At 43.6% G+C, this 26,488-nt stretch carries 30 protein-coding genes and 3 pseudogenes; 6 read left to right on the top strand and 27 right to left on the bottom strand.

Going from position 1 to position 26,488, the window contains the following annotated elements:
* Window positions 1-91: 91 nt before the first annotated feature.
* Entirely contained in the window at window positions 92-517 is a 426-nt protein-coding gene (rplK, locus tag J1C81_RS03905) for a 50S ribosomal protein L11 (RefSeq protein ID WP_002894851.1), read from the bottom strand.
* Window positions 518-668: 151 nt separating this feature from the next.
* Here rplK and J1C81_RS03900 point away from each other — a divergent pair, with 151 nt between their 5' ends.
* On the top strand, window positions 669-1,016 hold the full coding sequence (locus tag J1C81_RS03900) for a DUF3397 domain-containing protein (RefSeq protein ID WP_002897148.1): 348 nt from the start codon (window positions 669-671) through the stop codon (window positions 1,014-1,016).
* A gap of 110 nt (window positions 1,017-1,126) precedes the next feature.
* Here the strand turns inward: J1C81_RS03900 and gloA2 are convergent, their stop codons facing one another.
* From gloA2 to J1C81_RS03885, 3 genes are all read right to left on the bottom strand, one after another.
* Complete coding sequence (gene gloA2 / locus J1C81_RS03895) at window positions 1,127-1,513, bottom strand: SMU1112c/YaeR family gloxylase I-like metalloprotein (RefSeq protein ID WP_032909684.1); 387 nt, start codon at window positions 1,511-1,513, stop codon at window positions 1,127-1,129.
* A 113-nt stretch (window positions 1,514-1,626) separates the two neighbouring features.
* Entirely contained in the window at window positions 1,627-3,927 is a 2,301-nt protein-coding gene (locus J1C81_RS03890; protein ID WP_002914687.1) for a DNA translocase FtsK, read from the bottom strand.
* A gap of 130 nt (window positions 3,928-4,057) precedes the next feature.
* Window positions 4,058-4,240: a PspC domain-containing protein gene (locus J1C81_RS03885; RefSeq protein WP_002899876.1), complete on the bottom strand. Its 183-nt coding sequence runs from the start codon at window positions 4,238-4,240 to the stop codon at window positions 4,058-4,060.
* Between the two features lie 227 nt (window positions 4,241-4,467).
* On the opposite strand from J1C81_RS03885, the gene J1C81_RS03880 reads away from it, so the two are divergent.
* Genes J1C81_RS03880 through J1C81_RS03870 form a run of 3 tightly spaced genes read left to right on the top strand, consistent with a single transcriptional unit; the run spans window position 4,468 to window position 6,032 of the window.
* Window positions 4,468-4,887, top strand: coding sequence for an NUDIX hydrolase (locus J1C81_RS03880; RefSeq protein WP_002914685.1), 420 nt, complete (start codon window positions 4,468-4,470; stop codon window positions 4,885-4,887).
* A 54-nt stretch (window positions 4,888-4,941) separates the two neighbouring features.
* On the top strand, window positions 4,942-5,760 hold the full coding sequence (locus J1C81_RS03875) for a peptidylprolyl isomerase (protein WP_002899874.1): 819 nt from the start codon (window positions 4,942-4,944) through the stop codon (window positions 5,758-5,760).
* 35 nt (window positions 5,761-5,795) lie between these two features.
* Complete coding sequence (locus J1C81_RS03870; protein ID WP_002897142.1) at window positions 5,796-6,032, top strand: zinc-ribbon domain-containing protein; 237 nt, start codon at window positions 5,796-5,798, stop codon at window positions 6,030-6,032.
* Between the two features lie 53 nt (window positions 6,033-6,085).
* Here the strand turns inward: J1C81_RS03870 and J1C81_RS03865 are convergent, their stop codons facing one another.
* From J1C81_RS03865 to J1C81_RS03820, 10 genes and pseudogenes are all read right to left on the bottom strand, one after another.
* A complete protein-coding gene (locus J1C81_RS03865; protein WP_002914684.1) occupies window positions 6,086-7,627 on the bottom strand; it encodes an ABC-F family ATP-binding cassette domain-containing protein in 1,542 nt (513 codons plus the stop codon).
* A 111-nt stretch (window positions 7,628-7,738) separates the two neighbouring features.
* A complete protein-coding gene (locus tag J1C81_RS03860) occupies window positions 7,739-8,047 on the bottom strand; it encodes a DUF898 family protein (RefSeq protein WP_002914683.1) in 309 nt (102 codons plus the stop codon).
* A gap of 13 nt (window positions 8,048-8,060) precedes the next feature.
* Window positions 8,061-8,753 carry a 5'-methylthioadenosine/adenosylhomocysteine nucleosidase gene (locus J1C81_RS03855; RefSeq protein WP_002914682.1) on the bottom strand — a complete coding sequence of 231 codons (693 nt, stop codon included), beginning with the start codon at window positions 8,751-8,753 and terminating at the stop codon, window positions 8,061-8,063.
* A gap of 76 nt (window positions 8,754-8,829) precedes the next feature.
* Window positions 8,830-9,252, bottom strand: coding sequence for a cell wall synthase accessory phosphoprotein MacP (macP, locus tag J1C81_RS03850; protein ID WP_002899866.1), 423 nt, complete (start codon window positions 9,250-9,252; stop codon window positions 8,830-8,832).
* Window positions 9,253-9,264: 12 nt separating this feature from the next.
* A complete protein-coding gene (locus tag J1C81_RS03845) occupies window positions 9,265-9,816 on the bottom strand; it encodes an NUDIX hydrolase (protein WP_002914681.1) in 552 nt (183 codons plus the stop codon).
* Between the two features lie 8 nt (window positions 9,817-9,824).
* On the bottom strand, window positions 9,825-11,204 hold the full coding sequence (gene glmU / locus J1C81_RS03840; RefSeq protein WP_002914680.1) for a bifunctional UDP-N-acetylglucosamine diphosphorylase/glucosamine-1-phosphate N-acetyltransferase GlmU: 1,380 nt from the start codon (window positions 11,202-11,204) through the stop codon (window positions 9,825-9,827).
* Window positions 11,205-11,331: 127 nt separating this feature from the next.
* On the bottom strand, window positions 11,332-12,126 hold the full coding sequence (locus tag J1C81_RS03835) for a hypothetical protein (protein ID WP_002914679.1): 795 nt from the start codon (window positions 12,124-12,126) through the stop codon (window positions 11,332-11,334).
* Between the two features lie 405 nt (window positions 12,127-12,531).
* The gene (locus J1C81_RS03830) at window positions 12,532-13,158 is read right to left on the bottom strand and encodes a PadR family transcriptional regulator (RefSeq protein WP_002914677.1); all 627 of its coding nucleotides are present in this window, start codon (window positions 13,156-13,158) and stop codon (window positions 12,532-12,534) included.
* Window positions 13,159-13,258: 100 nt separating this feature from the next.
* Complete coding sequence (locus J1C81_RS03825) at window positions 13,259-13,702, bottom strand: ASCH domain-containing protein (RefSeq protein ID WP_032909683.1); 444 nt, start codon at window positions 13,700-13,702, stop codon at window positions 13,259-13,261.
* A 104-nt stretch (window positions 13,703-13,806) separates the two neighbouring features.
* Window positions 13,807-13,968: pseudogene (locus tag J1C81_RS03820) on the bottom strand (DUF7716 domain-containing protein); the annotation flags it as partial.
* Here J1C81_RS03820 and J1C81_RS03815 point away from each other — a divergent pair.
* Window positions 13,968-14,231, top strand: a pseudogene (locus J1C81_RS03815) (transposase); the annotation flags it as partial. The pseudogenes J1C81_RS03820 and J1C81_RS03815 sit on opposite strands and share 1 nt — an antisense overlap.
* 186 nt (window positions 14,232-14,417) lie before the next feature.
* Window positions 14,418-15,107 carry a DUF6796 family protein gene (locus J1C81_RS03810; protein ID WP_032909682.1) on the top strand — a complete coding sequence of 230 codons (690 nt, stop codon included), beginning with the start codon at window positions 14,418-14,420 and terminating at the stop codon, window positions 15,105-15,107.
* An 81-nt stretch (window positions 15,108-15,188) separates the two neighbouring features.
* Here the strand turns inward: J1C81_RS03810 and J1C81_RS03805 are convergent.
* From J1C81_RS03805 to J1C81_RS03745, 13 genes and pseudogenes are all read right to left on the bottom strand, one after another.
* A pseudogene (locus tag J1C81_RS03805) lies at window positions 15,189-15,932 on the bottom strand (GNAT family N-acetyltransferase).
* Entirely contained in the window at window positions 15,929-16,909 is a 981-nt protein-coding gene (locus J1C81_RS03800) for a glycerophosphodiester phosphodiesterase family protein (RefSeq protein WP_002914670.1), read from the bottom strand. The pseudogene J1C81_RS03805 and the gene J1C81_RS03800 overlap by 4 nt, the downstream one beginning before the upstream one ends.
* A gap of 9 nt (window positions 16,910-16,918) precedes the next feature.
* Window positions 16,919-17,617, bottom strand: a complete 699-nt coding sequence (locus tag J1C81_RS03795) for a 3-oxoacyl-ACP reductase (protein ID WP_002914669.1) — start codon at window positions 17,615-17,617, stop codon at window positions 16,919-16,921.
* On the bottom strand, window positions 17,610-17,846 hold the full coding sequence (locus J1C81_RS03790) for a DUF2829 domain-containing protein (protein ID WP_032909681.1): 237 nt from the start codon (window positions 17,844-17,846) through the stop codon (window positions 17,610-17,612). Before J1C81_RS03790 ends, J1C81_RS03795 begins: the two co-directional genes overlap by 8 nt.
* Window positions 17,847-17,976: 130 nt before the next feature.
* Entirely contained in the window at window positions 17,977-18,435 is a 459-nt protein-coding gene (locus tag J1C81_RS03785; protein WP_002914667.1) for a GNAT family N-acetyltransferase, read from the bottom strand.
* A gap of 15 nt (window positions 18,436-18,450) precedes the next feature.
* Complete coding sequence (locus J1C81_RS03780; RefSeq protein WP_002914666.1) at window positions 18,451-18,876, bottom strand: GNAT family N-acetyltransferase; 426 nt, start codon at window positions 18,874-18,876, stop codon at window positions 18,451-18,453.
* A gap of 63 nt (window positions 18,877-18,939) precedes the next feature.
* Entirely contained in the window at window positions 18,940-19,950 is a 1,011-nt protein-coding gene (locus tag J1C81_RS03775) for a S41 family peptidase (protein WP_002914665.1), read from the bottom strand.
* A gap of 71 nt (window positions 19,951-20,021) precedes the next feature.
* Entirely contained in the window at window positions 20,022-20,291 is a 270-nt protein-coding gene (locus J1C81_RS03770) for a hypothetical protein (protein WP_002914664.1), read from the bottom strand.
* A 43-nt stretch (window positions 20,292-20,334) separates the two neighbouring features.
* The gene (locus J1C81_RS03765) at window positions 20,335-21,735 is read right to left on the bottom strand and encodes an amino acid permease (protein ID WP_002914663.1); all 1,401 of its coding nucleotides are present in this window, start codon (window positions 21,733-21,735) and stop codon (window positions 20,335-20,337) included.
* Window positions 21,736-21,891: 156 nt separating this feature from the next.
* Window positions 21,892-23,880, bottom strand: coding sequence for an ABC transporter permease (locus J1C81_RS03760; RefSeq protein WP_002913044.1), 1,989 nt, complete (start codon window positions 23,878-23,880; stop codon window positions 21,892-21,894).
* Window positions 23,880-24,641 (bottom strand): ABC transporter ATP-binding protein, encoded by a 762-nt coding sequence (locus J1C81_RS03755; protein WP_002914662.1) that lies wholly within the window; start codon window positions 24,639-24,641, stop codon window positions 23,880-23,882. The genes J1C81_RS03760 and J1C81_RS03755 overlap by 1 nt, the downstream gene beginning before the upstream one ends.
* 178 nt (window positions 24,642-24,819) lie before the next feature.
* Window positions 24,820-24,951, bottom strand: a complete 132-nt coding sequence (locus J1C81_RS03750) for a hypothetical protein (RefSeq protein ID WP_009659231.1) — start codon at window positions 24,949-24,951, stop codon at window positions 24,820-24,822.
* A 346-nt stretch (window positions 24,952-25,297) separates the two neighbouring features.
* Window positions 25,298-26,485, bottom strand: a complete 1,188-nt coding sequence (locus tag J1C81_RS03745) for an NADH-dependent flavin oxidoreductase (RefSeq protein WP_002905986.1) — start codon at window positions 26,483-26,485, stop codon at window positions 25,298-25,300.
* Between the last annotated feature and the right edge of the window lie 3 nt (window positions 26,486-26,488).

Here is a 26,488-nt window from a genome sequence, read left to right as displayed (position 1 = left end):
TCCTTGTAAGTGGTTCAATCGATTTTCATCTCCCACGTCACTCGTCAATCTGATCAAGTGTAATGCGGGCAAATGGGATGAGCGTTATTGATTAGTCAACAACAGTGAATCCCATAGAACGAGCAGTACCTTCAATCATACGCATTGCAGACTCGATGTTTGCAGCGTTCAAATCTGGCATCTTAGTTTCAGCAATTTCTTGTACTTGCGCACGAGTAACTGTTGCAACTTTCGTTTTGTTTGGCTCACCAGAACCTTTTTCAACACCTGCAGCTTTCTTCAAAAGAACAGCAGCTGGCGGAGTCTTAGTCACGAAAGTGAATGATTTGTCTTCGTAAACTGAGATAACAACTGGAATAATCATACCAGCTTGGTCAGCTGTACGAGCGTTGAACTCCTTAGTGAATCCCATGATGTTGATACCGGCTTGACCAAGCGCAGGACCAACTGGTGGAGCTGGAGTAGCTTTACCAGCAGGGATTTGCAATTTTACAAGTTTTTCGACTTTTTTAGCCATTTTTAAATCCTCCTTTGTGGTTTTGGCGGTAAATAAAGATTTTTACCTCCCACAAGTATGCTTTTCGCATACCTTTCTATTATACACTAAACTTTGTTAAATGCAAGGAATTTTATCTTCTTTTTTGAATTTTTTGTGGTAAAATAATCTTATGACACTATTAAAGATTGCTTCGATTTTATTTATCTTTTTAACTTTGATTTTAACCACTATTACAGTGCGAGTTTTTCAATTAAGAAAATACGGTTTAAACTTTGCGGACTTGGCTTTTCCGCTTTTTGTTGTGGAATTTTATATCATTTCAGACAAGGCCTACTATCATAGCTTGCTGCCCCAGCTGACCTTAGCTCTCTCAGTTCTCGCTATCGCCATTACTATCTATTTTCTCAAGAAAAAACGGAGCTTCTACTACCCCAAGTTCTTTAAGTTCTTCTGGCGGGCTGGTTTTCTTCTGACTTTCTTCATGTACCTAGCCATGGTCATCGGACTCTTTTTGTAATAATGTAAAACAAGACCCATCGGTTATCAGATAGCCGATGGGTTTTTCATATGTGAGATTTACAAGTCCTTCTTTTGCCGTGAAAGAAGAACCTCCCGATTTTCCTAGTCTTATTCGTGAATCTCCAGAGGCAGGCCATCCGGATCAAAGAAGAAAGCCATCTTACGGCCGTCGAAGTCGTCATAGCGCAGCTCGGTATGAGGAATCTCCAAACGGTCAAATTCCGCTAGCGTTTCTTCGACATCTGTTACTCGGAAGGCCAGATGCCGCAGACCGGTATGCTCAGGATGCGGCAGGGCTGGCCGCTTGGGGGCTTCTTCCTTGATAAAAATTTCCAGAGTCAGATTTCCCTTGCGGACATTAAAGAGAATATCCTTCTTGTCCGACCGATGGTGCTCATCCAGCATATCAAAGCCCAGCTTGTCCACATAAAACTCCCTGGTCTTAGCATAATCATGGCCAATGATGGCTATATGGTGAATGGTGTCTAGTTTCATACCTTCTTGTCCTTTCCTTGGCAATGTGTAAGTAGAGAAAATCTGCCGGCTGACAGCTGGCAGATTTATTTTTATCAAATGATTATCTTGCTGGCAGACTAGTGAAATTCGAATCAATTCGTCTGCAAAACTTTTCTCGGCTTAGTTCCTTCTGCTGGTCCGATAACGCCTGCCGCTTCAAGCTCTTCCATGAGACGAGTAGCCCGGTTAAAGCCGACCGAGAGTCGCCGCTGAATCATAGATGCGCTGGCTTTCTGAGTCTCGATAACCAAGGCCTTGGCTTCTTCAAAGAGAGGATCGCCTTCATCATCGCCCCCACCAGTATCCAAATCACTTTCAGATACTTCACCAGGATCAAAGCTATCATCATAATCAGCTTCAGCTTGATTCTTGACAAAGGCTACGATTCGCTCCACATCTTCATCTGAGATAAAGGAGCCCTGCAAACGAACCGGATGGTTTTCATCAATAGGCTTAAAGAGCATATCCCCACGACCCAAGAGCTTTTCTGCTCCATTTTCATCCAGAATGGTCCGACTGTCTGTCCCACTGGATACAGCAAAGGCAATCCGAGAGGGTACATTGGCCTTAATCAGACCGGAGATAACATCTACTGATGGACGCTGGGTAGCCAGAATCATGTGAATCCCAGCTGCACGCGCTTTTTGTCCCAGACGAATAATGGCATCTTCCACTTCCTTGCTGGCCACCATCATAAGGTCAGCCAGCTCGTCCACGATGACGACGATTAAAGGCAGGGGAACCTGCTTGTATTCTGACTGAGCATTGTACTCGGCTACTTTAGCATTGTAGCCAGCAATGTTACGGGCACCGACCTTGGAGAAGAGTTCATAGCGGTTTTCCATCTCATCTACAACCTTCTGGAGTGCACGGCTAGCCTTGCGAGGATTGGTCACGACTGGGATAAGCAAGTGAGGAATGTCATTATAAACGGACAGCTCCACCATCTTAGGATCCACCATCATAAACTTGACTTCATCCGGTCTGGCTTTCATGAGAATGCTGGCAATAATACCGTTGACGGCCACAGATTTTCCAGAACCAGTAGAGCCCGCTACCAAGAGATGGGGCATCTTAGCCAAGTCAAAGGAGCGGACAGAGCCGTTGACAGCCTTCCCAAGTGGGATTTCTAGGAGCTTGTTGGCATCCGTTTTCGACTGTTCCCAGAGTTCTCGGAAGGTCACGGTCGCAACTTCAGAGTTGGGTACTTCAATCCCGACAAGAGATTTCCCAGGAATCGGCGCTTCAATCCGCACATCCTTGGCAGCCAAGGCTAGAGCCAAATCATCTGCCAGATTGGAAATCCGATTGACCCGAACACCGACAGCTGGCTTGACCTCGTACTTAGTAACGGAAGGTCCGATTTCAGCCCGCTCAACAGCAGCCTTGATCCCAAAACTAGCAAAGGTCTCTTCCAAAATTTTGATATTATCTCGGACAATGCGCTTTTCTTTGGACTGATTCTTAGGCTTGTCGGGCGCAAAGAGGTTGATGGTCGGCAGCTTATAGTCTAGACTTTCCTTGGCGGTAAAGTCCACTTCAACGTCTACATCTGTCTCGTCCGTCTCTTCTTCGCGACCAAAGTCCATAGGCTCATGAGGGTCATACTCTCCCACTTCCTCATAGTCTGCCTCGTCAAAGTCCACAGCTGTATCTGACAAGTCCTCGTCATCTAAAATCTCTCCTGTTTCAGAATCGACCTCGACTTCTTCCTGCTCTACTTCAATGGCTTGCATCGCTGCCTGTGCAGCTTTCTCTTCCTGCTCCAAGAAACGAAGCTGTCGCTTTTCTTCCTGCTTCTCTCTCCAATTTTGAAAAGCAGCCATAGCCTTTTCTGAAATATCATAGATAGACCACGGGCTCATTAGGAGACCGCCCAAAAGAATGAGGAGCAGGCCGAAGAAATAGGAGCCGATATTTGAAAAAAGAAAAGAGATAGGCGCGTAAAGGAGAGAACCTAGCAGGCCACCACCCGCGAAGGAGCTGACCTTAAAGGCTGTCAGATCAGTCAAAACCCTGCCTAGAGTTGTGGATAAGACAGCTGCTCCCTCTAGCTTCAACACACTGACAAAATAAGCTTGGAAAATTAACTCCAGTCCCAAAAAGAGGCTGATAAATCCTGAAACCGTCCCCTCGTGCTTGTGCAGCCACTTGAAAAAAAAGAGATAGCCAAAGCTGGCCAGAATAGCCAAATAGGCCAAGCTTCCCACCAAGAGGCGAATCATATTATAAATGGTGACCCCAAAAGCGCCCAGCTTTATCGCTGCAAACAAAAGAATAAGAGCCAACACAAAGGTGGCAATCATTCTCTTTATTGCTTTTTGTCTTTCTAATTCTGCTTTTGTCGGCCGGCGAGTTGTCCGGCCTTTTTTCGTGTTTTTCTTAGTTGCCATAACCCTTATTATACCATATTTGAGCCTTAGATGAGAAATCTTTTATCTAGATCAGAAACAAAAAAACTTATTTATCCACGCAAAAAGAACTGGGCTAGCCAGTTCTCATTTCACTATCACAAAATTCTTATTAAGCCTCTGGCATAACCGCCCAAGCAATCAAGTAAGCCAAGACACCTGTACCTGCCACACAGACCAAAAGAATCCAAATAACACGAACCAAGGTTGGATCTAAATCAAAGTAGTTTGCGATACCAGCACATACACCAGCGATTTTTTTGTTGTTGACATCTCTTGTCAGTCTTTTCTCCATGGAAAACACTCCTTATTATTTTTACACTGTTTATTTTACCATAACATTTCTCTATGCACAAGTTCGCCTGCTATTAAACCCTCTCTTCAGATAAAATTTAATTACATCAAGATGAATTTGTTCACTCTACCATACTTTTAACAAGTCCAAGCAAAACTCTTGTTCTTGTGTTAGAATATAAGGAAATTCTAATTAATTAATAGTAAAAACATATCAGGAGGAAGATAATGCGAGCCGGAGTCATTCTTTTCAATCCCCAAACCAAGCAAATACTGCTCATCCACCGCTGGAAAAATGGAGAAGAGTATTTTGTGATACCGGGCGGCGGAGCCGAGTCAGGTGAGACTGCAGTCCAAGCAGCTCAGCGAGAAATTCAGGAAGAGCTGGGTTGGAGCTTATCTGAAGAGCAGCTGCAGCCAGCCTTTACTTTCAGAAATGGCCACCGCTTAGAAATCTATTTTCGCGCCACTATCAGCCATACATCAACACCAATGATTCAGGGCGAGGAATCCCTTCGCAGTCATACCCAGAATATCTATCAACCTGAATGGTTAGACATAGAAGCAATTTGCGGCCTAAACTTACGGCCATCAGTACTTAAAAATCTGCTTCTGGATTGTCTGACACAGGAGGGTTTGAAAAACTAGCCTAATTGTAGTAAAATATCAGTAGTTTACAATCTAATGTGAGAAAGGTTTTATATGAAAAAAATTCTTCTTATCAGCCTCTTATCAGGACTTGTCTTGGCTGGCTGCTCTGGTAAAGGTAAGAAAGAGGAGACTACTAGCTCCTCCAACTCATCCAGCAGTTCCTCTCTAGTGAGCTCTAGCTCTGATCCAGAGGAAACCAGCAAACTCCGTGAGCAATTCAAGGATGCCATGACTAACGAAAATGCCAATTTTCCGCAGCTATCTACAGAAGTTGCTGAAGATGAAGCGGAAGTCAAGTTGGTAACGACTGAAGGCGATATCCGCATCAAGCTCTTTCCAAAACAAGCCCCACTGGCCGTTGAAAACTTCCTAACTCATGCCAAGGAAGGCTACTATGATGGCGTTTTATTCCACCGTGTAATCAATGAATTCATGATTCAGACCGGAGATCCTAAAGGCAACGGCACTGGAGGCGAGTCTATCTGGAAGGGAAAAGATAAGTCTAAAGACTCTGGAAACGGCTTTAAAAATGAGTATTCTCCATATCTCTATAATATTCGAGGCGCCCTATCCATGGCCAATGCAGGCCCTGATACCAATGGCAGTCAGTTCTTTATCAACCAAAGCAAGAAAGACTTGTCTAGCCAAATGTCTACGGATTCCTTCCCAGCTAAAATCATCGAAGCCTATAAAAACGGTGGAAATCCTACTTTAGATGGCGGTGCTTATACCGTATTTGGCCAAGTGCTGGAAGGGATGGATGTGGTGGACAAAATCGCTGCCGCAGAAACAGACGACAATGACAAGCCTAAAAAAGATATCAAGATTGAAAAAATCGAGATTATCAAGGACTATGACTTCAGCAAATAAGCTGACCGCCCAACCAATAAAGGAGGGAAATCAATATGATTATCTGGGGATATAAAGGTTATCAGAAAAACGTAGGACAGACCCAAAGCAATATCGAGTGTGCCAACTGCCACAACGTCGCACCTTGGGACATTATTGAAACCGGCCGAAAGTTTACACTCTATTGGATTCCTACCTTTCCTTACGGTAGAAAACATTACCTCACCTGCCCAGTCTGCCAGCACGGCAAACAGATTGAAAAGCAGGAAATCGAGCAGTTTTTGAATTATTAGCAACAGAAAGAGACGATTCTCAATGAACCGTCTCTTTTCTTTTTTAAATTTTATCAAGTCAACTGGTTAAAATCCCAGATCTGGTCCATCCAGCCTTCATAGAAATCAGGCTCGTGACAGACCATGAGGATGCTGCCCTTGTATTCTTTCAGAGCTCGTTTGAGCTCTTCCTTGGCATCGACATCCAGGTGATTGGTCGGCTCGTCCAGCACAAGAACATTATTTTCTCGATTCATGAGGAGGCAAAGGCGGACCTTAGCTTGCTCCCCACCTGAAAGAACCTGAATCTGGCTCTCGATGTGCTTAGAAGTCAAGCCACATCTAGCTAGAGCCGCTCGGACTTCTGCCTGATTAAGTGCCGGAAAGGCGTTCCAGACTGCTTCCAGCGGTGTCTGACGATTGCCACCTTCGACTTCCTGCTCGAAATAACCCAGCTCCAGATAGTCCCCACGCTCGACCTGACCTGAAATAGGCGGGATAATCCCCAACAAACTCTTGAGCAGGGTTGTTTTTCCAATCCCATTCGCTCCGATGATTGCTACCTTCTGATTACGCTCAAAGGTCAGGTTAAGGGGCTGGGTTAGCGGTCGGTCGTAGCCAATCTGCAAATCCTTGGCTTGGAAAATAAAGCGGCCAGGTGTTCGGGCAGGCTTGAAGTCAAATGAAGGCTTAGGCTTCTCACTTTGCAGTTCAATAATGTCCATCTTATCCAGCTTTTTCTGACGTGACATAGCCATATTACGGGTCGCCACACGGGCTTTATTGCGAGCCACAAAGTCCTTAAGGTCCGCAATTTCTTTCTGCTGTCGCTCATAGGCCGCTTCCAGCTGAGATTTTTTCATCTCATAGACTTCCTGGAACTGATAGTAGTCGCCAGAATAACGAGTCAAGTGCTGATTTTCCACATGGTAGACGATATTGATCACGTCATTCAGGAAAGGAATATCGTGGGAAATCAGAACAAAGGCATTTTCATAGTTTTGGAGATAGCGCTTGAGCCAGTCAATATGCTCCGCATCCAGATAGTTGGTTGGCTCGTCCAAGAGTAGGATATCTGGTTTTTCAAGAAGCAGCTTAGCTAAGAGAACCTTAGTCCGCTGCCCACCAGATAGCTCCGTCACATCGCTTTCCATACCGTAGTCCATGACATCTAGTGCCCGTGCAACTTCGTCAATCTTGGCATCCAGAGTATAGAAATCTCGACTCTCCAAGCGGTCCTGCAGCTCGCCCACTTCTTCCATCAGGGCATCAACATCAGCTCCTTCCTCAGCCATGCTCATATAGATTTCATTGATACGAGCCTCCGTCTTGAAAAGCTCGTCAAAAGCCGTGCGCAAAACATCGCGGACGGACTGGCCTTGCTCCAAAACAGCATGCTGGTCCAGATAGCCAGCTGTCACATACTTGGACCACTCGACCTTGCCTTCATCCGGCAGCATTTTACCCGTCACAATACTCATAAAGGTTGACTTCCCCTCACCATTGGCACCGACTAGGCCGATATGCTCACCCTTGAGCAGGCGGAAGGATACATCCTCAAAAATAGCCCGGTCTCCAAAACCGTGGCTGAGATTTTTAACTTCTAAGATACTCATTTTTTCTCCTATATCATTGATTGCAGTTCCTTGATTATACCATCAAAAGGGATTTTTGGGCAAGACAGAAGAAAAGGAAAAGCGAGCCACTTAAGTCTCGCTTGCTTGTCCTCAATTCGCATGATGCGTATGCTTGGTAATCCACTGGGTCAGTTTGATCTTCAGCCAAAAGCCATAAATACCAAAGGTAACAATGGTCAGGAGCCACCACTTGATCCAATTTCCAAAAAGCTGCATGGCAGTACCGTCAAAGTAAAGACGTTGCCCGTCAATAACTGTATGTTTTATCTTCCAATTATACAGAATACACATGCCCCATGGGGCACAAATCCCCAGTGTAAAAACGGTAATCAAGGTAGCCAAAATCACATGACCGATGTAAGAAAAGAGACCACCATCAAAATAAGACTCTTTGTACATACTATCTCCCCCTTTAAACCAACTCTTTCAGAAACTGAATCAGGGTTTCTGCAGAGCGTTTACCAGCTTCAAGAATGAATTCATCAAAAGTGACATTGGCATCATGACTTGCCGTATCGCTCATGGCGCGAATAACCATAAAAGGCAGGCCGATCGAATGTGTAGCTTGAGCAATAGCTGCGCCTTCCATCTCGACAGCCAGGACATCTGGGAAATGCTCCTTAATGCGATCAATCTTATCTTGACCAGCAACAAAGCTGTCACCTGTCGCAATCAAACCTACTCTGGCCTTTTGATGGGTCTTTTCCAAAATTTTCTTCATTTCAGCAACCAGATAGCGGCTCGCTTCAAAATAGAGTGGCTGCCGTGCCATCTGACCGTAGTCATAGCCAAAGGCCGTCACGTCCACATCATGGTAGACCAGACGATCTGCGACCACCACGTCGCCGATAGCCAGACCTTCTGCCACTGCTCCAGCTGAGCCTGTGTTAATCACGGCTGTGACCTTGAAGTCATTGACCAAAACAGCCACACTCATAGCGGACATAACCTTGCCAATCCCGCTTTCGACCAACACCACTTCATGGTAGCCGATGGAGCCCGTATGATAGACATGGCCCAAACGTAGGTGCTTCTGCGGGTTTTCTAAATGCTCCAGCAGTATCTTCAACTCTTCGGGCATGGCAGCGATAATTCCAATTTTCATATAATACCTCAAATCATCTGATGAAAAAGAAGCTTAGACAGACTAGGCTTCCTTTTAAGTGCAATAGAGCAGGTTTTTAAGGCCACCAAATAATAGCAGCAATCAAACCAATCAGCAGGATAACCACCCAAAGGAGAATCTTATTGAGTTTGGCTTGAAAGAGGCTCCGCTTCTGATTTTCAATTCGACGGCTCTTAGTCACGGTCGGATCTACCTCAATGTGCAGAGTCTCATCCGTAAACTCCTCTTGGTTTTGAGCAGTCTGATGGCCAAATTGACTCTGATACTGCTGAGACCGAGCTTCTTCATAACCAAAGCGGTTTTGAGGGCTTTGATAACCAAACTGAGTATCCTGTCGGCTAGACTGCTGCGAGCTAAAGGAGCTTCTGCCAGTTGAAAGAATCTTAGTTTCTTCATCATCCATGAGAGGCGGCCCCGAAATATCCTCACCGCGGTTAGCCCGCTCAATGATTTCATCTGTTAATAAAGCTTTTCCCATTGATCTACGTTCCTATTTATTCAGATTTTTTTGTTCCAAGTACTGAAGGGCCATGATGGTCTTGGCATCGCAGATGTCACCGTTTTGCAACAACTGATGCGCCTCCTCCAGACTGACTTCAAAAAGTTCCAATGTTTCATCCTCGTCTTGGGGACGAGGGTTTTCGACCTTTGTTAAATGGCTGGCGCTGTAGAGCTTGATTTTTTCATTACAAAAACCGATGGCAGAGTAGAAATCATAGACCAACTCCAGCTGTCCTGTGTAGCCGGTCTCTTCTTCTAATTCTCGGAGGGCCGCCGCTTGGGGATCTGCATTCTCTCCTACCTCCAGCTTGCCAGCTGGAATCTCGTAAGAAGTCGCTTCAATTGCCTTGCGGTACTGCTTAACTAAAATCATCTTATTTTCCGGGGTGATAGCAATTACAGCCACCGCGCCATTATGAAAAATCAAATCCCTTTGGGCTTGACCCTTGCCCTCTGGCAGCTCTACCTGGTCCTGAACCACTTTAAAAATCGGTCCCTGATAAATCTCCGTCCGTTGGACGGTTTTTTCTTCAAATTCCATGACTAAACCTACTTATTTTGAGGGTGATGAGGAAGTCGCTTAGCATAATCTTCCTTGTTAATCTGACGGCCACGTCCCAGAGCAATGGCATCTGCTGGTACGTCCTTGGTAATAGTAGAACCCGCACCGACTAGTGAGTTGTCACCCAGCTCAACTGGGGCAATAATGGTCGAGTTAGAACCAACAAAGACATTGTCACCAATGATAGTCTTGTACTTCTTCTGACCATCATAATTGACTGTAATCGTACCCGCACCAAAGTTGACATTAGCACCGACTTCAGAATTTCCAATATAGGTCAAATGACCAGCCTTGGTATTTTCTCCGATTGACGATCCTTTAACTTCAACAAAGTTTCCGACATGAACATCCTTGGCCAGACTAGAACCTGGACGAATGTGAGCGTAAGGCCCGACCGTCACTCCATCTTCCACACTAGACTCCTCAATCATAGAGTTGGTGATAACGGCCCGCTCTCCAATGACAGAGTCCACAATATAAGTACCATTGGTCAGGATAGTCTCTGCCCCAATCTTGGTCTGACCTTTCAGGGTCACATTTGCTTCAACTTGAACTTCAGGCGCAATTTCTACATCCACATCGATATAGGTCGCATGAGGATTGACAAAGCTGACACCGTTAACCATATGCTGCTGGTTAATCCGGTGGCGCATTACACTCTCAGCTGTAGCCAAAGCTACACGGTCATTAACCCCCAGACTCTCATCAAAGTCTTTCAGCGTATAAGCACCGACTTTTTCACCATTCTCGCGGAAAATGCCAATCACATCTGTGATATAGTATTCACCTTGAGCATTATTGGTATTGATGTTTTTGAGGGCTTCAAAGAGGCGAGCATTGTCAAAGACGTAAGTCCCCGTATTGATTTCCTTGATTTGCTGTTCAAAATCAGAAGCATCCTTCTGCTCAACAATTTTCAAGACTTCGTCGTGCTGATTGCGAACGATACGGCCATAGCCGAAAGGATTATCTGCTTCTGCTGTCAGGATAGTCGCAACATTCTTGTGGTTGATATGGAAGTCAATCAGATTTTTCAGGCTTTCTCCTGTAATCAGAGGAGTATCGCCAGCAATGACCAGCGTCTGACCAGTCAGATTTTCCAAAACAGGCTCCGCCATCATAACGGCATGACCTGTTCCTAGCTGCTCAGTCTGACGGACAAAGTCTGTCTGACCTGCCAAGACTTGCTCGACTAGCTCTGCCTTGTGGCCAACAACTGTCACGGTCTTTTCTGGATCAATGGCATTGACACTGCGGAATACATGTTCCAGCATGGAAATCCCTGCAACCTTATGCAGTACCTTGGGTAAATCTGACTTCATGCGAGTACCCTTACCCGCAGCCAAAATAATCGCGTAATTTGTCATCAATGATCTCTTTTCTGTAGGATATCACCTTTATTATATCACTAAAAGGTAATTTTTAAAAATTTAAAATCAAGCCATCCCCTTAAAAATCTGCAACAAAAAAACTTTTGCACAAAAAAATCAGCCATTAAACAGCTGATTTTGCTTCTTTTTCTTTGATTTTCTTTGGAAGATGGACTTTCGCCTTGCCATAATCCTTGAAGACTGCCCTCTGCTTGAAGTAAATCAATTCTCCATCTAAGGCTGTATCTTCATCCAAATCCATGGTCATATCAATAGAGCGAATGGTCCGAGTCTTAGGGTCAACCACAAAGGCAACCTGACACTTCTCAATATCAATGGTCGTATCATAATGCTCATCATTATAAGCATAGTAGAAGGCATCGATAAGATCATAGGCTAAATCACCTTCTGCTGTTACTGAAAACTCATAGCCGCCGTCCACTTTTTTCTTAGTCAGTTCTGACTCATTATCTACCATGACCTGCAGCAAAGCCTTAAAAGAGGACATGCCCGAATAACCATTGATATGTTTCCGTGAGTCGGTGTCATCAATGGTCTCAAAGCCGTCTTTTTCTTCCAAGTACATCCGATCCTCACTGAAATAATGGGTCAATTCTTGATCATCATAGGTTTCATAAAGCTTGGCTAAATAAGGTGAATCTGAAACAGTCAGCTGTTTAACCGTCTTGGCTTTTCTTTTTTTGTAGCCCTCTAGATAGGTTGACTCAGACAGCCGATCCATGTAGAAACTATCATGATCGAATTTTTTCAAGGATGCATCCACTACAGCCGACAGCTTAAAGCGGGATTCAAGAGCTTCTGCGATTCCTCCAGGCTTAAAGTAAGTATAGAGAAAGGTTCCGCCAATCAGTACAAAGCAGACACAGCCGTAAATGATAAAAAAATGAACCTTCTTCAAAATTAATCCTCCTAGAAGCCTTCTGTCGTTTTATAGCTTATATTATAAGCTTTTTTAGAGCTATTTTCAATCTTTTTCAGAAACGGTCTCTAAAAGACTGGTAGAAAAATTAGTTTCTATGACCTTATGAATTGTGGATTTATATAGATTGCAGACTTAAATCGACTTCTGTCTTTCAATTAAGATTTTCTTCTTTATTGGCCAGTTACCCCATCCAGATCAGTTCTTTAAATCCTTTGTCAGAAGCTGACCAACAATCCCTTGGTGCCGATAAGCCGCATCTACAGGTACATAGTCGATATATCCTGTAGCGGAAGAATTGCTAATTTGTTTTTCAAACTCTCAAAATCATTGCCAAATGTATCAACAAGGCAAGTATCCACTGCTTTTCGAATACTTAGTATCTCAGCACTCTTTCTCATTTTCAGCCAACTGCTGGCGAAGCTTGCTAAACCAGTCCAACTGAAAGCGGGCCGAATCCAGCCCAAATTCCAGCGTCTTCATCTCAAAATAGCCAATCTGAGAGATACTTTCAGCTAAATCAGCCGCCTGACTGGTCTCTATCAGCTCTGTAGCCAGGTGGCTGTTCTGCTCTAGATAGGCTTTTACCCTTTCCTGCTCCTCTGTATAACGAATCGCGTCTTTGACAGCTTCAAACTCTTGGACTTCAACTTCCAGCCCCTCAATGGTCAAATCCAGCATCTGAAGCTGCTCTTTCTTAGGCAGATAACCCATAAAAAGGAATTTCCCCAAGTCCATATTCTTGTTCTTGCTCATATCGATAGGCGTTTTAAGCCACTCCAAAAACAAGATTCGTCCAGAAGCAGTAATGGCATATTCCTTCTTCATTTTTCCTTTTTCTACATACTCCGAATAAGTCACTGCTCCTTGCTGGGACAGTTTTTTTAAGGCTGCTTGGATACTGCCTAGACTGTCGCTGCACATAGAGCTGAAATTTTGCCGCATCACCTGACGGATTTCATAAACTGTAAAATGCTTTATCATGAGTAAGCCTAAAATTAATTTGTCCATTTCTCCTCCAAATCACGATTTCTTTATATACCTAATAGTAACACTTTTGTTTCGATTTATCAAGGGCAAATAAAAAGCCTATTCAAAAATAGACTTAAGCTCAATCCAGCGGATAGACCTTGCGAAATTCTTCAAGGACGACAGCCGTTTCTTGGGAAAATTCCAAACCGGCTTCCGCCAGACACTCTGTGAAAAATGCCTCATGGACTTGCTGCCAGTAGGCCAAGGATTTATCTCCTTCTCCTTCCTTAAAGGCATGTTCGGCTGAAACCTCATTAAAAGGCAGCACAGAGACTTTGGTGATTTCAACGATACAGACTGCCCTGTCACGACTGTCCAGTATGACATCGAAAGTTCCTACTTGAGGTAGAGGCTCATTTTCAAGCTTATAGAGCTCATAGGCCGAAGCCGTCGCTGTCTTCTCACCACTCAGCACCAAATCAGCCAGTTGGTCTGCTTGAACACCGAAGACCCAAGCGTCAATTTCGTCGCCAATCGCTGGATTGATTTTCTTGTAGGCCTGCCACATTTCTTTTGGGGTCATCATTTCTCCTGTCTTTCTCATTATAAAAATTTCTATACTAGTCCGTATCTTTATCAAAGCCAATAAAGAAAGCCGCCTCTAAAAAAACTCTTGATGAATTATCTCTATTCAAAATCCATAAAGTCATCATGCTCATAATAGTAAAGCAGAGCCTGTAAACACTCTTGATCAGTTGCTTCTGCTTTCTGCTCCATAACTGACAAGAGAACATCCGCAAAATCTTCACCGTAATAAATCAACTCCAGCTCCTGCTCCCTTACTTGTCTTTGGACTCATTGAAGATACCATTTCTTATGTAAATCCTATTTTTCAAACTGTTTTTAAGACCTTCTTGAAAAACAAGGATAAGATCCTGAACGCACTGGAACTGCCCTACTCAAACATAAAACTAGAAGCTACTAACAACCTCATCAAAGTCATCAAGCGAAACGCTTTCGGATTTCGGAACTTTGACAATTTTAAAACTAGAATCCTCATCGCTTTGAACATCAAAAAGGAGAGGACTGATTTAGTCCTCTCCAGATTATAACTTCTCATCAACCCACTACAGTTGACAAAGAGCCCAAAAATCAAACATTTCCCACACTTTCTGAAATCATTTCATCCCCTTACATAGAAAGCAGACACCATTTTATAGCCTCTAGGCATTTCGAGACTTGCTTCCGTAACAAACCTTTAGTAAAATGTTAGCAACACAAGTCTAAAGGAGGCGCTTATGACTCAAAAAACGATCCGTCGCTGGGCTCCCTGGTCTATTTTAGGAAGCTGGCTGATTTATGTTGCAGATATATTGATTGCTATCTCTGACGGTTTTGGAAAGGGATTTTGGCAGCACATGCCTGATTTAGCAGCTTGGAAAGTTGATTTTGCAGGCTATGCCTTACTTCTTTTCCCGCTTTTAGGAATGGGCGTCTATATCCTCTCTATCGGGCTGAGACAAAAATGGCTAGGAATAGTAGGAGCTTGGATTCTCATGACTGTCTGTGTTTTCCTCCACACCAGCTATTTCTATTTTGCCGCCACTTCGCGGCTGTATGCCCATAATCCCTCTGCCGATATTGCAAAATTACTAGAAAGCTTTTCAATAGTGAAAAATAACTTTCTGCTTATTTATTTCGTACTTATGGCTGTACTTCTCCTATTTATTGTTATCCTCGTTTTGAGTAAGAAAACGGCTTACCCGCGCTGGTTTGCCCTAACAACTCCCTTAACAGGAATTCTCCTTAGTCGGCTACTCAGCGCTATTGCACCAGCCCTTCGCGAAATGCTTTCTCCTATTCTCATTCCCGCCTTTTGGTTTGCTTTAATGATAACAATAGCCATGATTTTTGCCCTAAAGGACAAAAACTTTACCAACAAGGAAGCAAGTAGCTGTCCTGAAAATTCAGTTCTCCATTTTCCTTAGCATACAAACAGAAATCATCATCTAGCTCTTCCGATTTTACAGCCTCAATGATGTCTTTTAAGAAATAGGTTTGGTTTTTCTTCATTGATCAAAAGTCCCTTTCCATTCATAAGCTGGATAAGCTCCTAGGCACTTATAGCCCAATCTTTCTGCGACCTTCTTGGAGGCCTCATTGTGCGCATCCCATAGAGGAAAGAGTGAGCGTTTTTGGGCTTCTAAAATCATCTGGGCACCCAAGATTTTGGCCAAGCCCTATCTTTGGTAGGCTGGCTTGGTAGCTATTTCAATCTCAAGAGCTCCATGATAGACCAATCCTGTCGATACGCCAGCGATGATTTCCTCTCCTGAATAGAACAAAAATCCAAAGCCACCCGCCGCTTGAAAATGGTCAAAATCGGAAAAATCACCCTGCAAATCCTGAGACCAGATTTCCTCAGCCAAACGCTCATAACTCTCCTTATCAATCGGACAAAGGTGGTAGTTTGCTGGTAGCCTGCTCCGCCATTTCTCCAAAGCCTCTGTGTCAAAGTCTGCCCTGTCCGCAAAAGCATAGCGAGTAAATTGCTGCAACTCACTCTGGCTATCTAGAAACTCTTGCCAACTAGGTTCCTCGGAGATAATGACCTTGTCAGCCAAGCTGTATTTTATGCCATAATCCTGCCAAAAATCAGAATCCGCCAAACCAGCCGGAAAAATGAAATTTCCTAGTTGGTAAAGGCAGGATGTCTCAGGCGCATTCATGAAGAACTGCCCTAGGCCAGCATCCAAACCGTAAAGTACCATATTTTTGGTCCAGGATTGGAAAAAAGTATTCTTTACCTTCATTCTTTGTCTTCTTTCAGATGCAGTTCATTGATTTTATTCGTCCAGATATAGCCGTCAAAGCTTTCAGGAATATCTTTTAGACTATGGATATGATCGAAACCTTCTGATAAGTCGCTGCCGCCAGCTGTTAGCTCAACCCGTGTATTGACAGCTTCCATTCTTTCCATAAATTTATTTGGCCAACCCCATAAGAATCTGGCATATTTCAAAGGAATACGCAGCTCTGCATTTTTCATTTCCTCAGGGATATAGCCCGTAAAGCCCAATAGTTCATATTGGATAAGAGCCTTAAGCATGCGCTTCTTCGACAAGAGCTTGAGGCTGCTGCTTTGACTGCGCAACCAATGAACGCCTTCCTCGCTTGCCCCGCAGACACTGAGTTTATTTAGCCTTTCGGGCGAAAGCATTTTTAGTTTCTCCCACAAGACTTTATAGGTTTCTAATTTCCCGTCTTTGACCTCAATCACAAACTCCTTGTCGGGAAAAGACTCAAAAACCTCATCTATTGTGGGCATCTGACCGACTCCTTTTCCTCTAAAAGGATAGGTTTTTCCGCCATCAGCCGTATAACCGTAACCGATATCCATCTTTTTGAGCTCAGCCATCGTGTAGTCCTGAATTTCTCCCTCAATGCCAGTTTTGAATTCGAGAGTTGCATCATGAAAGACTGCCAGTTGCTTGTCTTTGGACAATTTCACATCAAACTCCACTGCATCCGCTCCTAGGTCAAAAGCCGCCTGCATCGAAGAAATAGTGTTCTCAAGATAGGGATGCATAGGCGGGTCAATCATGGCTGCCGTATTGCTCTCCCAGTCCGCTTTAGACTCATCAAAGGTCTGCGCAAGCCCTCGATGGGCTAGGATTTTATATTCCTTCCCCTCTTTATTAGAAAAGAGGCTTGTATTGTTTACCCAGATAAGAAATAGCAGAGTTAGACAAATCATATAAGTCTTTTTGCGTTTTTCCCATTTAAACATTTTATTTCCTTACTTCAAACTCCAGCCGCCGTCGATTTTGATAATCTCGCCCTGCATAGCAGATGCCTTACCACTGGCTAGAAAGAGGCTGATGTCTGCCACTTCCTGAGGATCCAGCCAGCGCTTGATAGGCGTTTCCTCAGCAACCCAGTCTGCCAGTCCGCCTGGCTCAAAGTCGGAGGCAGTCATGTTTGTCTTGACAGCGCCTGGCGCTAGGCCAAACACTTGGATATTTTTATCCGCATAGTCTAAGGCTATCTGTTTGGTCAAGCCAGCCAGAGCATGCTTAGAGGCTGTATAGGCAGCACCGCCGCCGCCAGCCAGAAAGCTAGCAATCGAGCACATGTTAATAATGATGCCAGATTTCTTCTCCAGCATTTTCCGCAGGTAAAAGCGGGTGATTTTCATAGTCGCGGACAGATTGAGCGCAAAAATCTGCTCCCAGTCCTCGTCGCTGGTCTGGTGCAGGGGACGATAATTGTCCAAAATACCTGCTGTATTGCAGAGAATATCCACCTCAGGCAAGCTGGTGAAGAGCGGTGTCAACTCCTCTGTCAAATCCATCTTGACAAAACGAAGCTCATTGAGAAAACCAGGATTTTCATCCTTGTCCACCCCATAAGCCCGGTAGCCATTTTCCAAAAAGGTCAGAGCCTGAGCCCGGCCAATGCCAGAGCTAGCTCCCGTAACTAGTACCGTCTTAGTCATCTACTTCCACCCAATCTGTCGCGAGCACATCACAAGGAGTCGGACTCCACATGGAGAAGCCCTCCCCCTCACCTGAAACATTGATGAGGAAATAAGGTGTCACTTCAAGAGCCACCCCATTCTGCTCAATCGTGTCAAAGAGCTGGACGTAGTTTTCCGCTCCGCCCCAGCCTGCACGCACATATTTTTTCTTATTCTTAAGGCCTGGTAAAATTTCTTCAAATGTCATGGTTTTCTCCTTTTGTTTATTGATATTCATTTACAAATTAGCTGATAATCGTCCGCAGTCATAAGTATATTGGACGACTTTTTCTTGACAGTCAATAATTTTATCTGCTGCTTTGCAATAAAGTCTAAAATTAGACATTCTTCTCCATCTCCACAAAGAGATGAATATCGCCATTGCTTTCCTGCGGAATGCGCCTCAACACTTGAAAGCCCATGTTGAGATAAAGCTGCTGGGCTCGGTGATTGAAGTCAGCCACGTATAACCTGATGACTTGGGGTGCAAAATTTTCTATGATAAAGTCCAGAATTTCTTTCAAGAATGCAGCACCCCGACCTTTTCCGCAGTGCTCCGGCTTCATTCCCAAACCAAGCTCCAAAACTTGCTTTCCTTTCTGCTCCAAGCAGAAAAACCCATAGAGTTCCCCTTCACTCAGTACTTGAAAATAACGATCCCCACGCGCTTCTGGGGAGACCATTTCTTCATAATCCTCCAGGTCATTTTTCATGTCATAAAAATCATAAGGTGCCTCGTAATGCCAGTCCTTAGCAATTTCTAAAGCATGCTTCTGAGTTAGCGGTTCAATCATCATCTACTCCTCCTTTCTCTAAAACTCCCAATAAAAGCGTTTCTGGTCTGCTTTTTCGCTGCAGCCGAGGCTGCGATAGAATTCGTGGGCAGCTGTGCGGGAAATGCCTGAATTAATCCGAATTCCTGTGTAGCCTGCTGCTTTTCCCTCTTCGCGCAAAGCTTGCATCAGCGCTCTGCCATGTCCCCGCCCTTGAAATTCCTGAGCGACGGCCAAAGCCAATAGATTGAGCAAGGACGGGAAATAGAGACAGTCGTAGCTAGCTGCATGAGCGTAACCTATGACCTGACCGCCTTCTTCAGCTACCAAAATCAAATGCTGGTCATTCTCTAGCAGCCTCTTCAGTTGAGCCTCCGTCGCTTCCCTATCGAAGTCATAGCCCAAGCACTCAGCATTAAGCCGCTGAATGGCTGCGGCATCTCTTAGTTTTACTTTACGAATCATCTGTCACCTCGTTCTTCTCTTTATTATAGCAGAAAAGCAGTCTTTTTGACTGCTTTCAATGAACTATTCTCCCATCTGTCCCTTCAACCAAGACTCCGCCTCTTCTAAAGGCTGGTCTGTCAGGACATCGGGCTGAATGGCCTCATTCTCATAAAGCTTGCCCGTGCGATCTAGGATACTCGAGGTAGTCAAGAGCAAAATCGCTCCATCATATAGTTGATAATAATTATTTCCCGTAGTATAGCTTGCCGTTGGCTGACCAAATATTTTAACATTTTCCAGTCCCTTAAAAGCTAAAACAGTCATCTCTCCTGAGCTACCTGTCTTCCCATTGGTAAGGACAGCTATTGGCACTTTCTTTGCTTTCTCATCAGTCTGCTCCAGACCAAGCTGCTTAAGAATATCTGACCGAGAAATCGCGCTCTTGCTTCCATTTTTATAAACAAATTGGAAGAGGTCTTCATCAGGCAAAAGAGTGGACAGGCCCGCAATCATCGGATACATATTCCCGCCGGTATTGTCTCTCAAATCCACAAGAACCGCCTGATAGTCATCCTTTTTAAGAGCTGCTGAAAGTTTCTTGGCATAAGCTTTCGCTGCCTGTGCATCACCTGTGAAAGCAGGAACTTTTAAATAGAGAACTCCCTCTCGATTCTGCACTTCAGGCTGGTTTTTGCTTTCTGGACTATTTTCGGGATTATCCTGTGGATTTAAAAAATAAGAATGCTTTCCGCCAGCCTCTTTGGTTAATTTTTCTAAGACAGGATAGGTGTCTTGATAAGTCTTGGCAGATTCAAGCTTCTCCAAGGCTTTCTTCTTCTCATTTTCCCAATCTTTGTCCGTATAAAGACCAAAATCAAGCTTTTTCACAACCGAGCGAGCGTAGTCCTGCGGACTAGGTGGGAAAAGAAAAATGCCATAGTCTGGACCAAAGTAGGCAAGAAAACCTATTAAAAGAGCAAGCAAAACCAGTACTGTTCCCAAGCAACCTAAAAGGACTTTTTTCATAATCACACAACCTTTCTTGTGAGGATTTCTGAGCTGATTATAGCAAAATAGAGACACGTTTTCCATGTCTCTACCTTACATTTATCATCGTCAATCTTACATTTTTGTAAGATTATTTCATTTAAATCTACAGAAGCTTATTTCCATCTCTCACTCTTAGAGAATGCAATCATCAAACCAGACCCAGCTAGAACTGCCAGAATAACAAGACAGATATTTTTCAGTGGATAGAGCCAGTCTTTATTTTCCTCATGCCAAGTTGTCTTCCAAAGTCGAACATACTCAGCATGCATATCTTCGGGCTGGTTCAGCTGAATATTGATCACAATCGCTAGTAAGATCAGGGCAAGCAAAACAAAGGCAAAGAGCCAGATTTTCTTCTTTTGGCTTAGATTAAGTTTCTTCATTCTTTTCTATTTCTTCTTTCTCTTTAATATTAATACTTTATCCCTACTTCTCTTTTTCAGCGATTTCAGAGTTTCGATAGCCATAGAAAGCATAGATGAGACTTCCCAGCGCTAGGGCAATGCCAAAGGCCTGCCAGGTTTCCTTGGTGTACTGAGTCATAAAGGATAGACAGATGACAATGGATAAGATTGGCGTCAGAGGCACCAGAGGTGTCTTGAATTCTCCAGCTTTGGGCATTCCTTTGTCTTTCCGCAATTTCAAGACTGCCACAGCCAATAAAATAAGATAGGCCAAGGTACAGATATTGAGGAAAGAGGCGATGCTAGCCAAGGGGAAGATACCGGCACAGACAGCTGAGGCAATCCCTACTAAAATCGTTGCATTCTTTGGCACCCGACTGGTCTCTGTCAATTTCTTGAAAGAGCGAGGCAAAAGACCATCACGCGCAATACTGTAAATCATCCGCGACAGGGCATAGGTCATGGAGATACAGACCGTAATCAGTGTCAAAATAGCGACGACAGAAATATAGTTAGCTGCCCAGCCAAGTCCGACGCTGCGCAGGGCAAAGGCCACCGCATCTGAGACATCCAGCTTGCTAAAGTTGACAATCCCAGTCAAGACCAAGGTCACCAAAATATAGAGAATGGTCACAATGCTCAAGGATAAGACAATCCCACGCGGAACGTTCTTTTGGGGCTCTTTGATTTCATCGACTGCCATGGAAATGGACTCGAAGCCTAGAAAGGCAAAGAACATGAGTGAAGCCCCAGCCATGATGCCGACCTTCCCACCATAAATTTCCCCAAAGCCAAATGGTGCAAAGTTAGACCAATTTTCTGGCTTGATGAAGAAAAATCCTGCAATGATAAAGAGTGCCAAGGCTGAGAATTTCAAGACTACCAAGGCTGAGTTGAAGCGCAGGGCTGCCTTTGAGTTCAGAAGGACAACCCCTGTAACAAAGACCAAGACCAGAATAGGCAGCAAGTCCACATAAGTACCTGCTTTTGGATTGAAGGTACCATTCAGAGCTGCCGGAAGCTGGATACCAAAGCCGCTCAGCAATCCTTTCAGATAAGAGCCCCAGCCAGAGGCAACACCTGAGATAGCGGTCATGAACTCCATGATGGTCAGCCAACCAGCCAGCCAAGCAGGAAATTCTCCCAGAACCGCATAAATATAACTGTAGGCTCCGCCATTGGCCGGAATACGTGAGGCAAACTCAGCGTAAAAAAGGGCCGAAATACTCACACAAAGCGCTGAAATGACAATCGAAACGGTCAGAGCAGGCCCAGCATATTTGGCTGCCCCGGTCCCTGTGATGGTAAAAATCCCAGTTCCTACCATTGCTCCAATACCAAGCAAAATTAAATCAGGAATTTTCAAGTGACGGCGCATGCCCGTTCTATCCTTGCTAGCATCTTTTTTTCTAAATATATTCATCTATTTTTATTCTCCTAATTGCATTAACGTCCTATTTTATCATATTTCCACGCTTTTAGGAATCTTTCTCAGAAATTTACCGAAAAGAAAGGCTGAGAGAAATCTCAGCCTAAGTCTTTAAAATAGATGAAAGCTATATGAAGCCTGTCTCTACTATCACATAGCCACAATTTTGCGATAGCTGCGAGAAGTAATGAGAAAGACACCGACATATACTGCAATAAACAGAGCACAAACACCCAGAGTCATCACTAACATGAGTGTGGCATTCAGCACCCCTAAAGCAGATAAAATCAAGCTCAGCATGTGATAGGCAAATGCCAAATGAAGAAAAGCAAAGATTAGTGGTAGGAAAAAGACTATCAGAATTTGCCTACGAATCGTTTTCTTAATTTGTTTTTCGTCCAATCCAACCTTTTGTAAAATAACAAAGCCTTCTCGATCTTCATAGCCTTCAGAAATCTGCTTGTAGTAGATGATAAGAACAGTTCCAAGCATAAAAACGATTGATAGGAAAATTCCAATAAAGAACATACCACCTAGCATTCCTTTTATTTCTTGCTTATCGAAGGCTGTCACCGAACCATAAATACCTTGATTTTCAGGTAAGGTGGTATTAAAACTGCTTAACTTTTCTTGGTATGCTTCTTTTAGTTTTCTCTGTTCTTCTTTTGGAAGCTTGAGATTTAATCCTCCATAATAGTTAACATTGACAGCGTAATCGTTCATAAATGAAGAAAAGATTTGACTCGGATTTTTAGCTACCATATAGATTTTTTCAGGCACTATCATATTCATCGGATCGGGTATATTACCGAAAACGAAATCTTCTTTTAATTTTCTCTTGATTTTTAAATTTTTATCAGCTAGCTGTAAATCTTTTTTGCTGTCTAGTTCCAGTCCTTGCTCAAATATGGCTACTTCATCATCTTTAAGCTGAAGATTTTGACCCGTCATTCCTTGATAATCACTCTCAGAAATGGCCAAAATATAAAGATTTGGAGTGAATGATTTCTGTCCCTTAGAATAAATATCTAGCTGATTACCAGTTCGACCGCTAACTCCTATCGTATAATACTGGTAAATAACTTTTTTACTAATCTGTAGCTGCTGCTCTTGAACAAACTCTGTCAAAGCTTGGTCCAGCACCTCACCTGTTATTTCTTTTCCTTGGATACTGAAATCATGCGGGAACATGGCATTCTGCATATAATCACCGCCAGCATAAATGTTAGCTCCACCAGATAAGGTAACCAAAACCATTGTCGACAAAATAGAAATCGTCGCTAAACCGATTGCATTTTTCTTCATTCGAAAAATTAGATTAGATACCGAAATCATGTTATCAGGCTGATAATAAAATGTCTTCTTCTTTTTCAAAAATTGTAAGAAAACAGTCGTTCCTGCATTGAAAAGTAGATAAGTCCCTAGAATAACAAAAAGTACAGCTACGAAGAAAATGATAATGGCTGCCATCGGATTAGATACACCTAAAGCAAGATAATAGCCAAAAGCGAGAGAAGACATACCAATAATAGTTTGCAAGAGTAAAAAGCGACTCTTTTTCTCCCCGCTATTTTTTTCTTTGACTAATTGCAGAGCATCAAACTTTCTTAAGTAAAAGCCGTTTTTAATCAGCAAGCAGAAAAATACAAAAGCATAGAAAATGATAATCAATACCAATACAAAAGGTTGAAATGTCGAAACTAGAACCACCTTGGTACCCATGAGCTTGAGCAGAAAGGCATAAATCAACTGGTCAAAGAGAAGACCTATAGTCAGCCCCAAGCTTACAGCCACTAGCCCGAAGATTAGCAGCTCAATAAAGGTCATAACAAAGAGATGACTCTTATTAAGACCTAGCATACCATAAAGCCCTAGCTCCTTGGAGCGATTCTTCATAACAAATTGATTGGCATAAAAGACAATAATTCCAGCTGTGATGTTTACAATAACAACCCCTAGGACCAAAACGAGGATAACAGAGCTGGCACCTGTCATTTTGGATAGATTGGGATTAAAAGCCAAGGAGTTGAAAATATAAGAAATGGCTACAGCCACACAGGTAGCCAGTGCAAACGGATAATAGAGACGGCGGTTCTTAATCAGATTGGATACCGCCAATTTTGCTGCTAATCGAAACACTAGTCCTTCACCTCACTTGCCATAACTGTCAGAGTGTCAGAAATCTCTTGGAACATCTGCCGCTCAGTCTTGTCACCGCGGAAGATTTGATTATAAAGAATCCCATCCTTGATAAAGAGCACCCGCTTGGCGCGGCTAGCTGCTGCCGTTGAGTGGGTCACCATGAGAATGGTTTGACCGCGGGCATTGATGTCGTCAAAGACATCTAGCAGGGCTGCCGAAGATTTGGAATCCAAAGCTCCCGTCGGCTCGTCCGCCAGCAGAATCTCAGGGTCTGTGATGATGGCCCGAGCCACTGCTACCCGCTGCTTTTGACCACCAGAAATCTCATAAGGAAACTTCTCTTGCAGCTTGTTAATCCCCAGCTCATTGCAAGTCGTAACCAGCTTTTGCATCATCTCGGTAATGGGACGACGAGAGAGGACTAGCGGCAGAAGAATATTATCCTTGACTGATAGGGTGTCCAGCAGGTTGAAATCCTGAAAGACAAATCCTAATTTTTCTCGGCGGAAACTGGAAGCCTGGCTGTTTTTGATGGTTGCTGTGTCAGTTCCGTTGAGAAAGACGTGGCCCTCAGTCGGCTTGTCCAGCATGGCTAGGATGTTGAGCAGGGTGGATTTCCCAGAGCCTGACTCCCCCATAATGGCGACATATTCGCCTTTTTCTACCGTAAAGTGAATGTCTTTCAGTGCCTCTACTTGGCTGCCCTGAAAGCGGGTTTTATAAATCTTTTTCACGTGTTGTACGTCTAATAATGTCATACTCGAACCTCTTCTTTATTTAACTTGATACTACTATCATACCGGAAAGACAGACAAGTTTCCATAACCTAATCTTTCATTTTGCCTGCCAATCTTACATTTTTGTCATCTTGTGCTCCAAGTCGGATAAAGAGAAAAGTCAACTGACCTTTCTCTCATCCTTAAATACTGGAAACTATCAGTGGCTGTACTGCAGCCAGAAATAATATTGACTGGAAGCACAGCCTAGGCGAGTCTTCTCGATTTCTTCCTTGGAAATCTTTTGAGCTTTAGGTTTACTTTGGCGATGGTTAAAAAGATTGATTTTCATAGCGGGCCTCCTTCTTGAAATCTGATTTTTAGTTTGGAAGATAATTATCTTCTTTTTCTTTACACTTATAGGATAGCGAATTCCCAGGCTAGCTGCCATAAGATAACCTTTCATTTTAGCCTTTAAACTTACATTTTTGTCACTTAGAAAAAATAGTTTTTAATTGTCCTTAAACTGAGTCAATAGGCATAAATTCACCGATACCTATCGGCTTCTTTCATCAAGGACATAAAAAACCGGAATTTGTTTCCGGTTTTCATGATATATTTCCTAAATTTAAAGATATAGAAGTTTTCTTCCAGAGGAGGTTCAGACTTCTGTCAATACTATCTTGAGCAGGCTATTCTTACTGCCCCTCATCCCCATATTTACCAGTATGAAGATGGGTAATAGTGTCATGACCAGGTAGAGGAGGCAGCCCGCCAGAATCCTTACGGCTGAACACTTCAAGCAAGCCCGGTGTCAATTGAGAATTTTTCAACTGCTCAGGGCTAATCTCATGGACAATTTCTGCTCCTCGTCCCGTCTGTACTTTATAGCCAAATAGCGGGTCAATCAGGGTACCACGGCCGATTGCAACTAAATCCGCAGCTGTATCCTCAATAGCAGCTTCTGCATCTTCCTGACTAAAGATACCACCGATTGTAATCAGTTTAGTTTGCTCATCCATCACTTCCTTAAAATGATCTGCATAGGTCTTGTCTGATCCTGTAGGTTTTGAAGCATAGCCAGCCAAAAGCGACAAATGGATGTAGTCTAATTCGTGCTTGACCAGCTCCTTGACCAAAAGCTTGGCTTCTTCATAAGTATAGCCCACTTGACCTTTATGGATTTCATCTGGGCTAATCCGATAGCCAATAATAAAATCTTCTGGCGCATACTTGGCTGCAGCACGCTTCACTTCCTCGACTACTGCCAAAGGAAAAGCCATACGTTTTTCCAAAGTTCCACCCCATCTGTCCTGACGAACATTGGAAGTGCTAGAAAAGAATTGCTGCAGCAGATAGTGATTGGCACCATGGATTTCCACTCCTGAAAAACCAGCTTGAACTGCACGTTTGACTGCCCGACCAAAATCCTTGATAATTTCAAGGATTTCTTCATCGGTCAATTCTCTCACCGGATATGGCAAGAAAGAAAAATCTAAGGCACTGGGAGCCAATACTTCCTCACCCTTCAAAGCACGGCCGGAAGCTGCTATCCCACCATGATGAAGCTGCAAAATCGCTTTATTGCCATCTTTTTGAAGGGCAGTAGCTAATTTTCTCTCCCCTTCGATGTGGTCATCAGAGTAAATACCTAATTGAACTGGATAGCCAGTCTGGTAACAAGGCCCTCCTGATGGACTGACATAATGAAATTCAGTAATCAAAAGACTGGCTGCCTGAGAGCGTGCTCCGTAGTATCGCAAAGTATCATCAGACACAAATCCTCCTTCTAAGCCACTAAAAGTATACATAGGGGACAGCACCAAACGGTTGGTTAATTTGGCACCGTGGCGCAATTGAATCGGGTCTATAATTTGTTTAGACATAGT

It is taken from the genome of Streptococcus sanguinis, assembly GCF_050225395.1.
Taxonomy (GTDB): domain Bacteria; phylum Bacillota; class Bacilli; order Lactobacillales; family Streptococcaceae; genus Streptococcus.
Note: the sequence above shows the minus strand (reverse complement) of the source record. Positions and strands in the feature narration are given on the sequence as shown.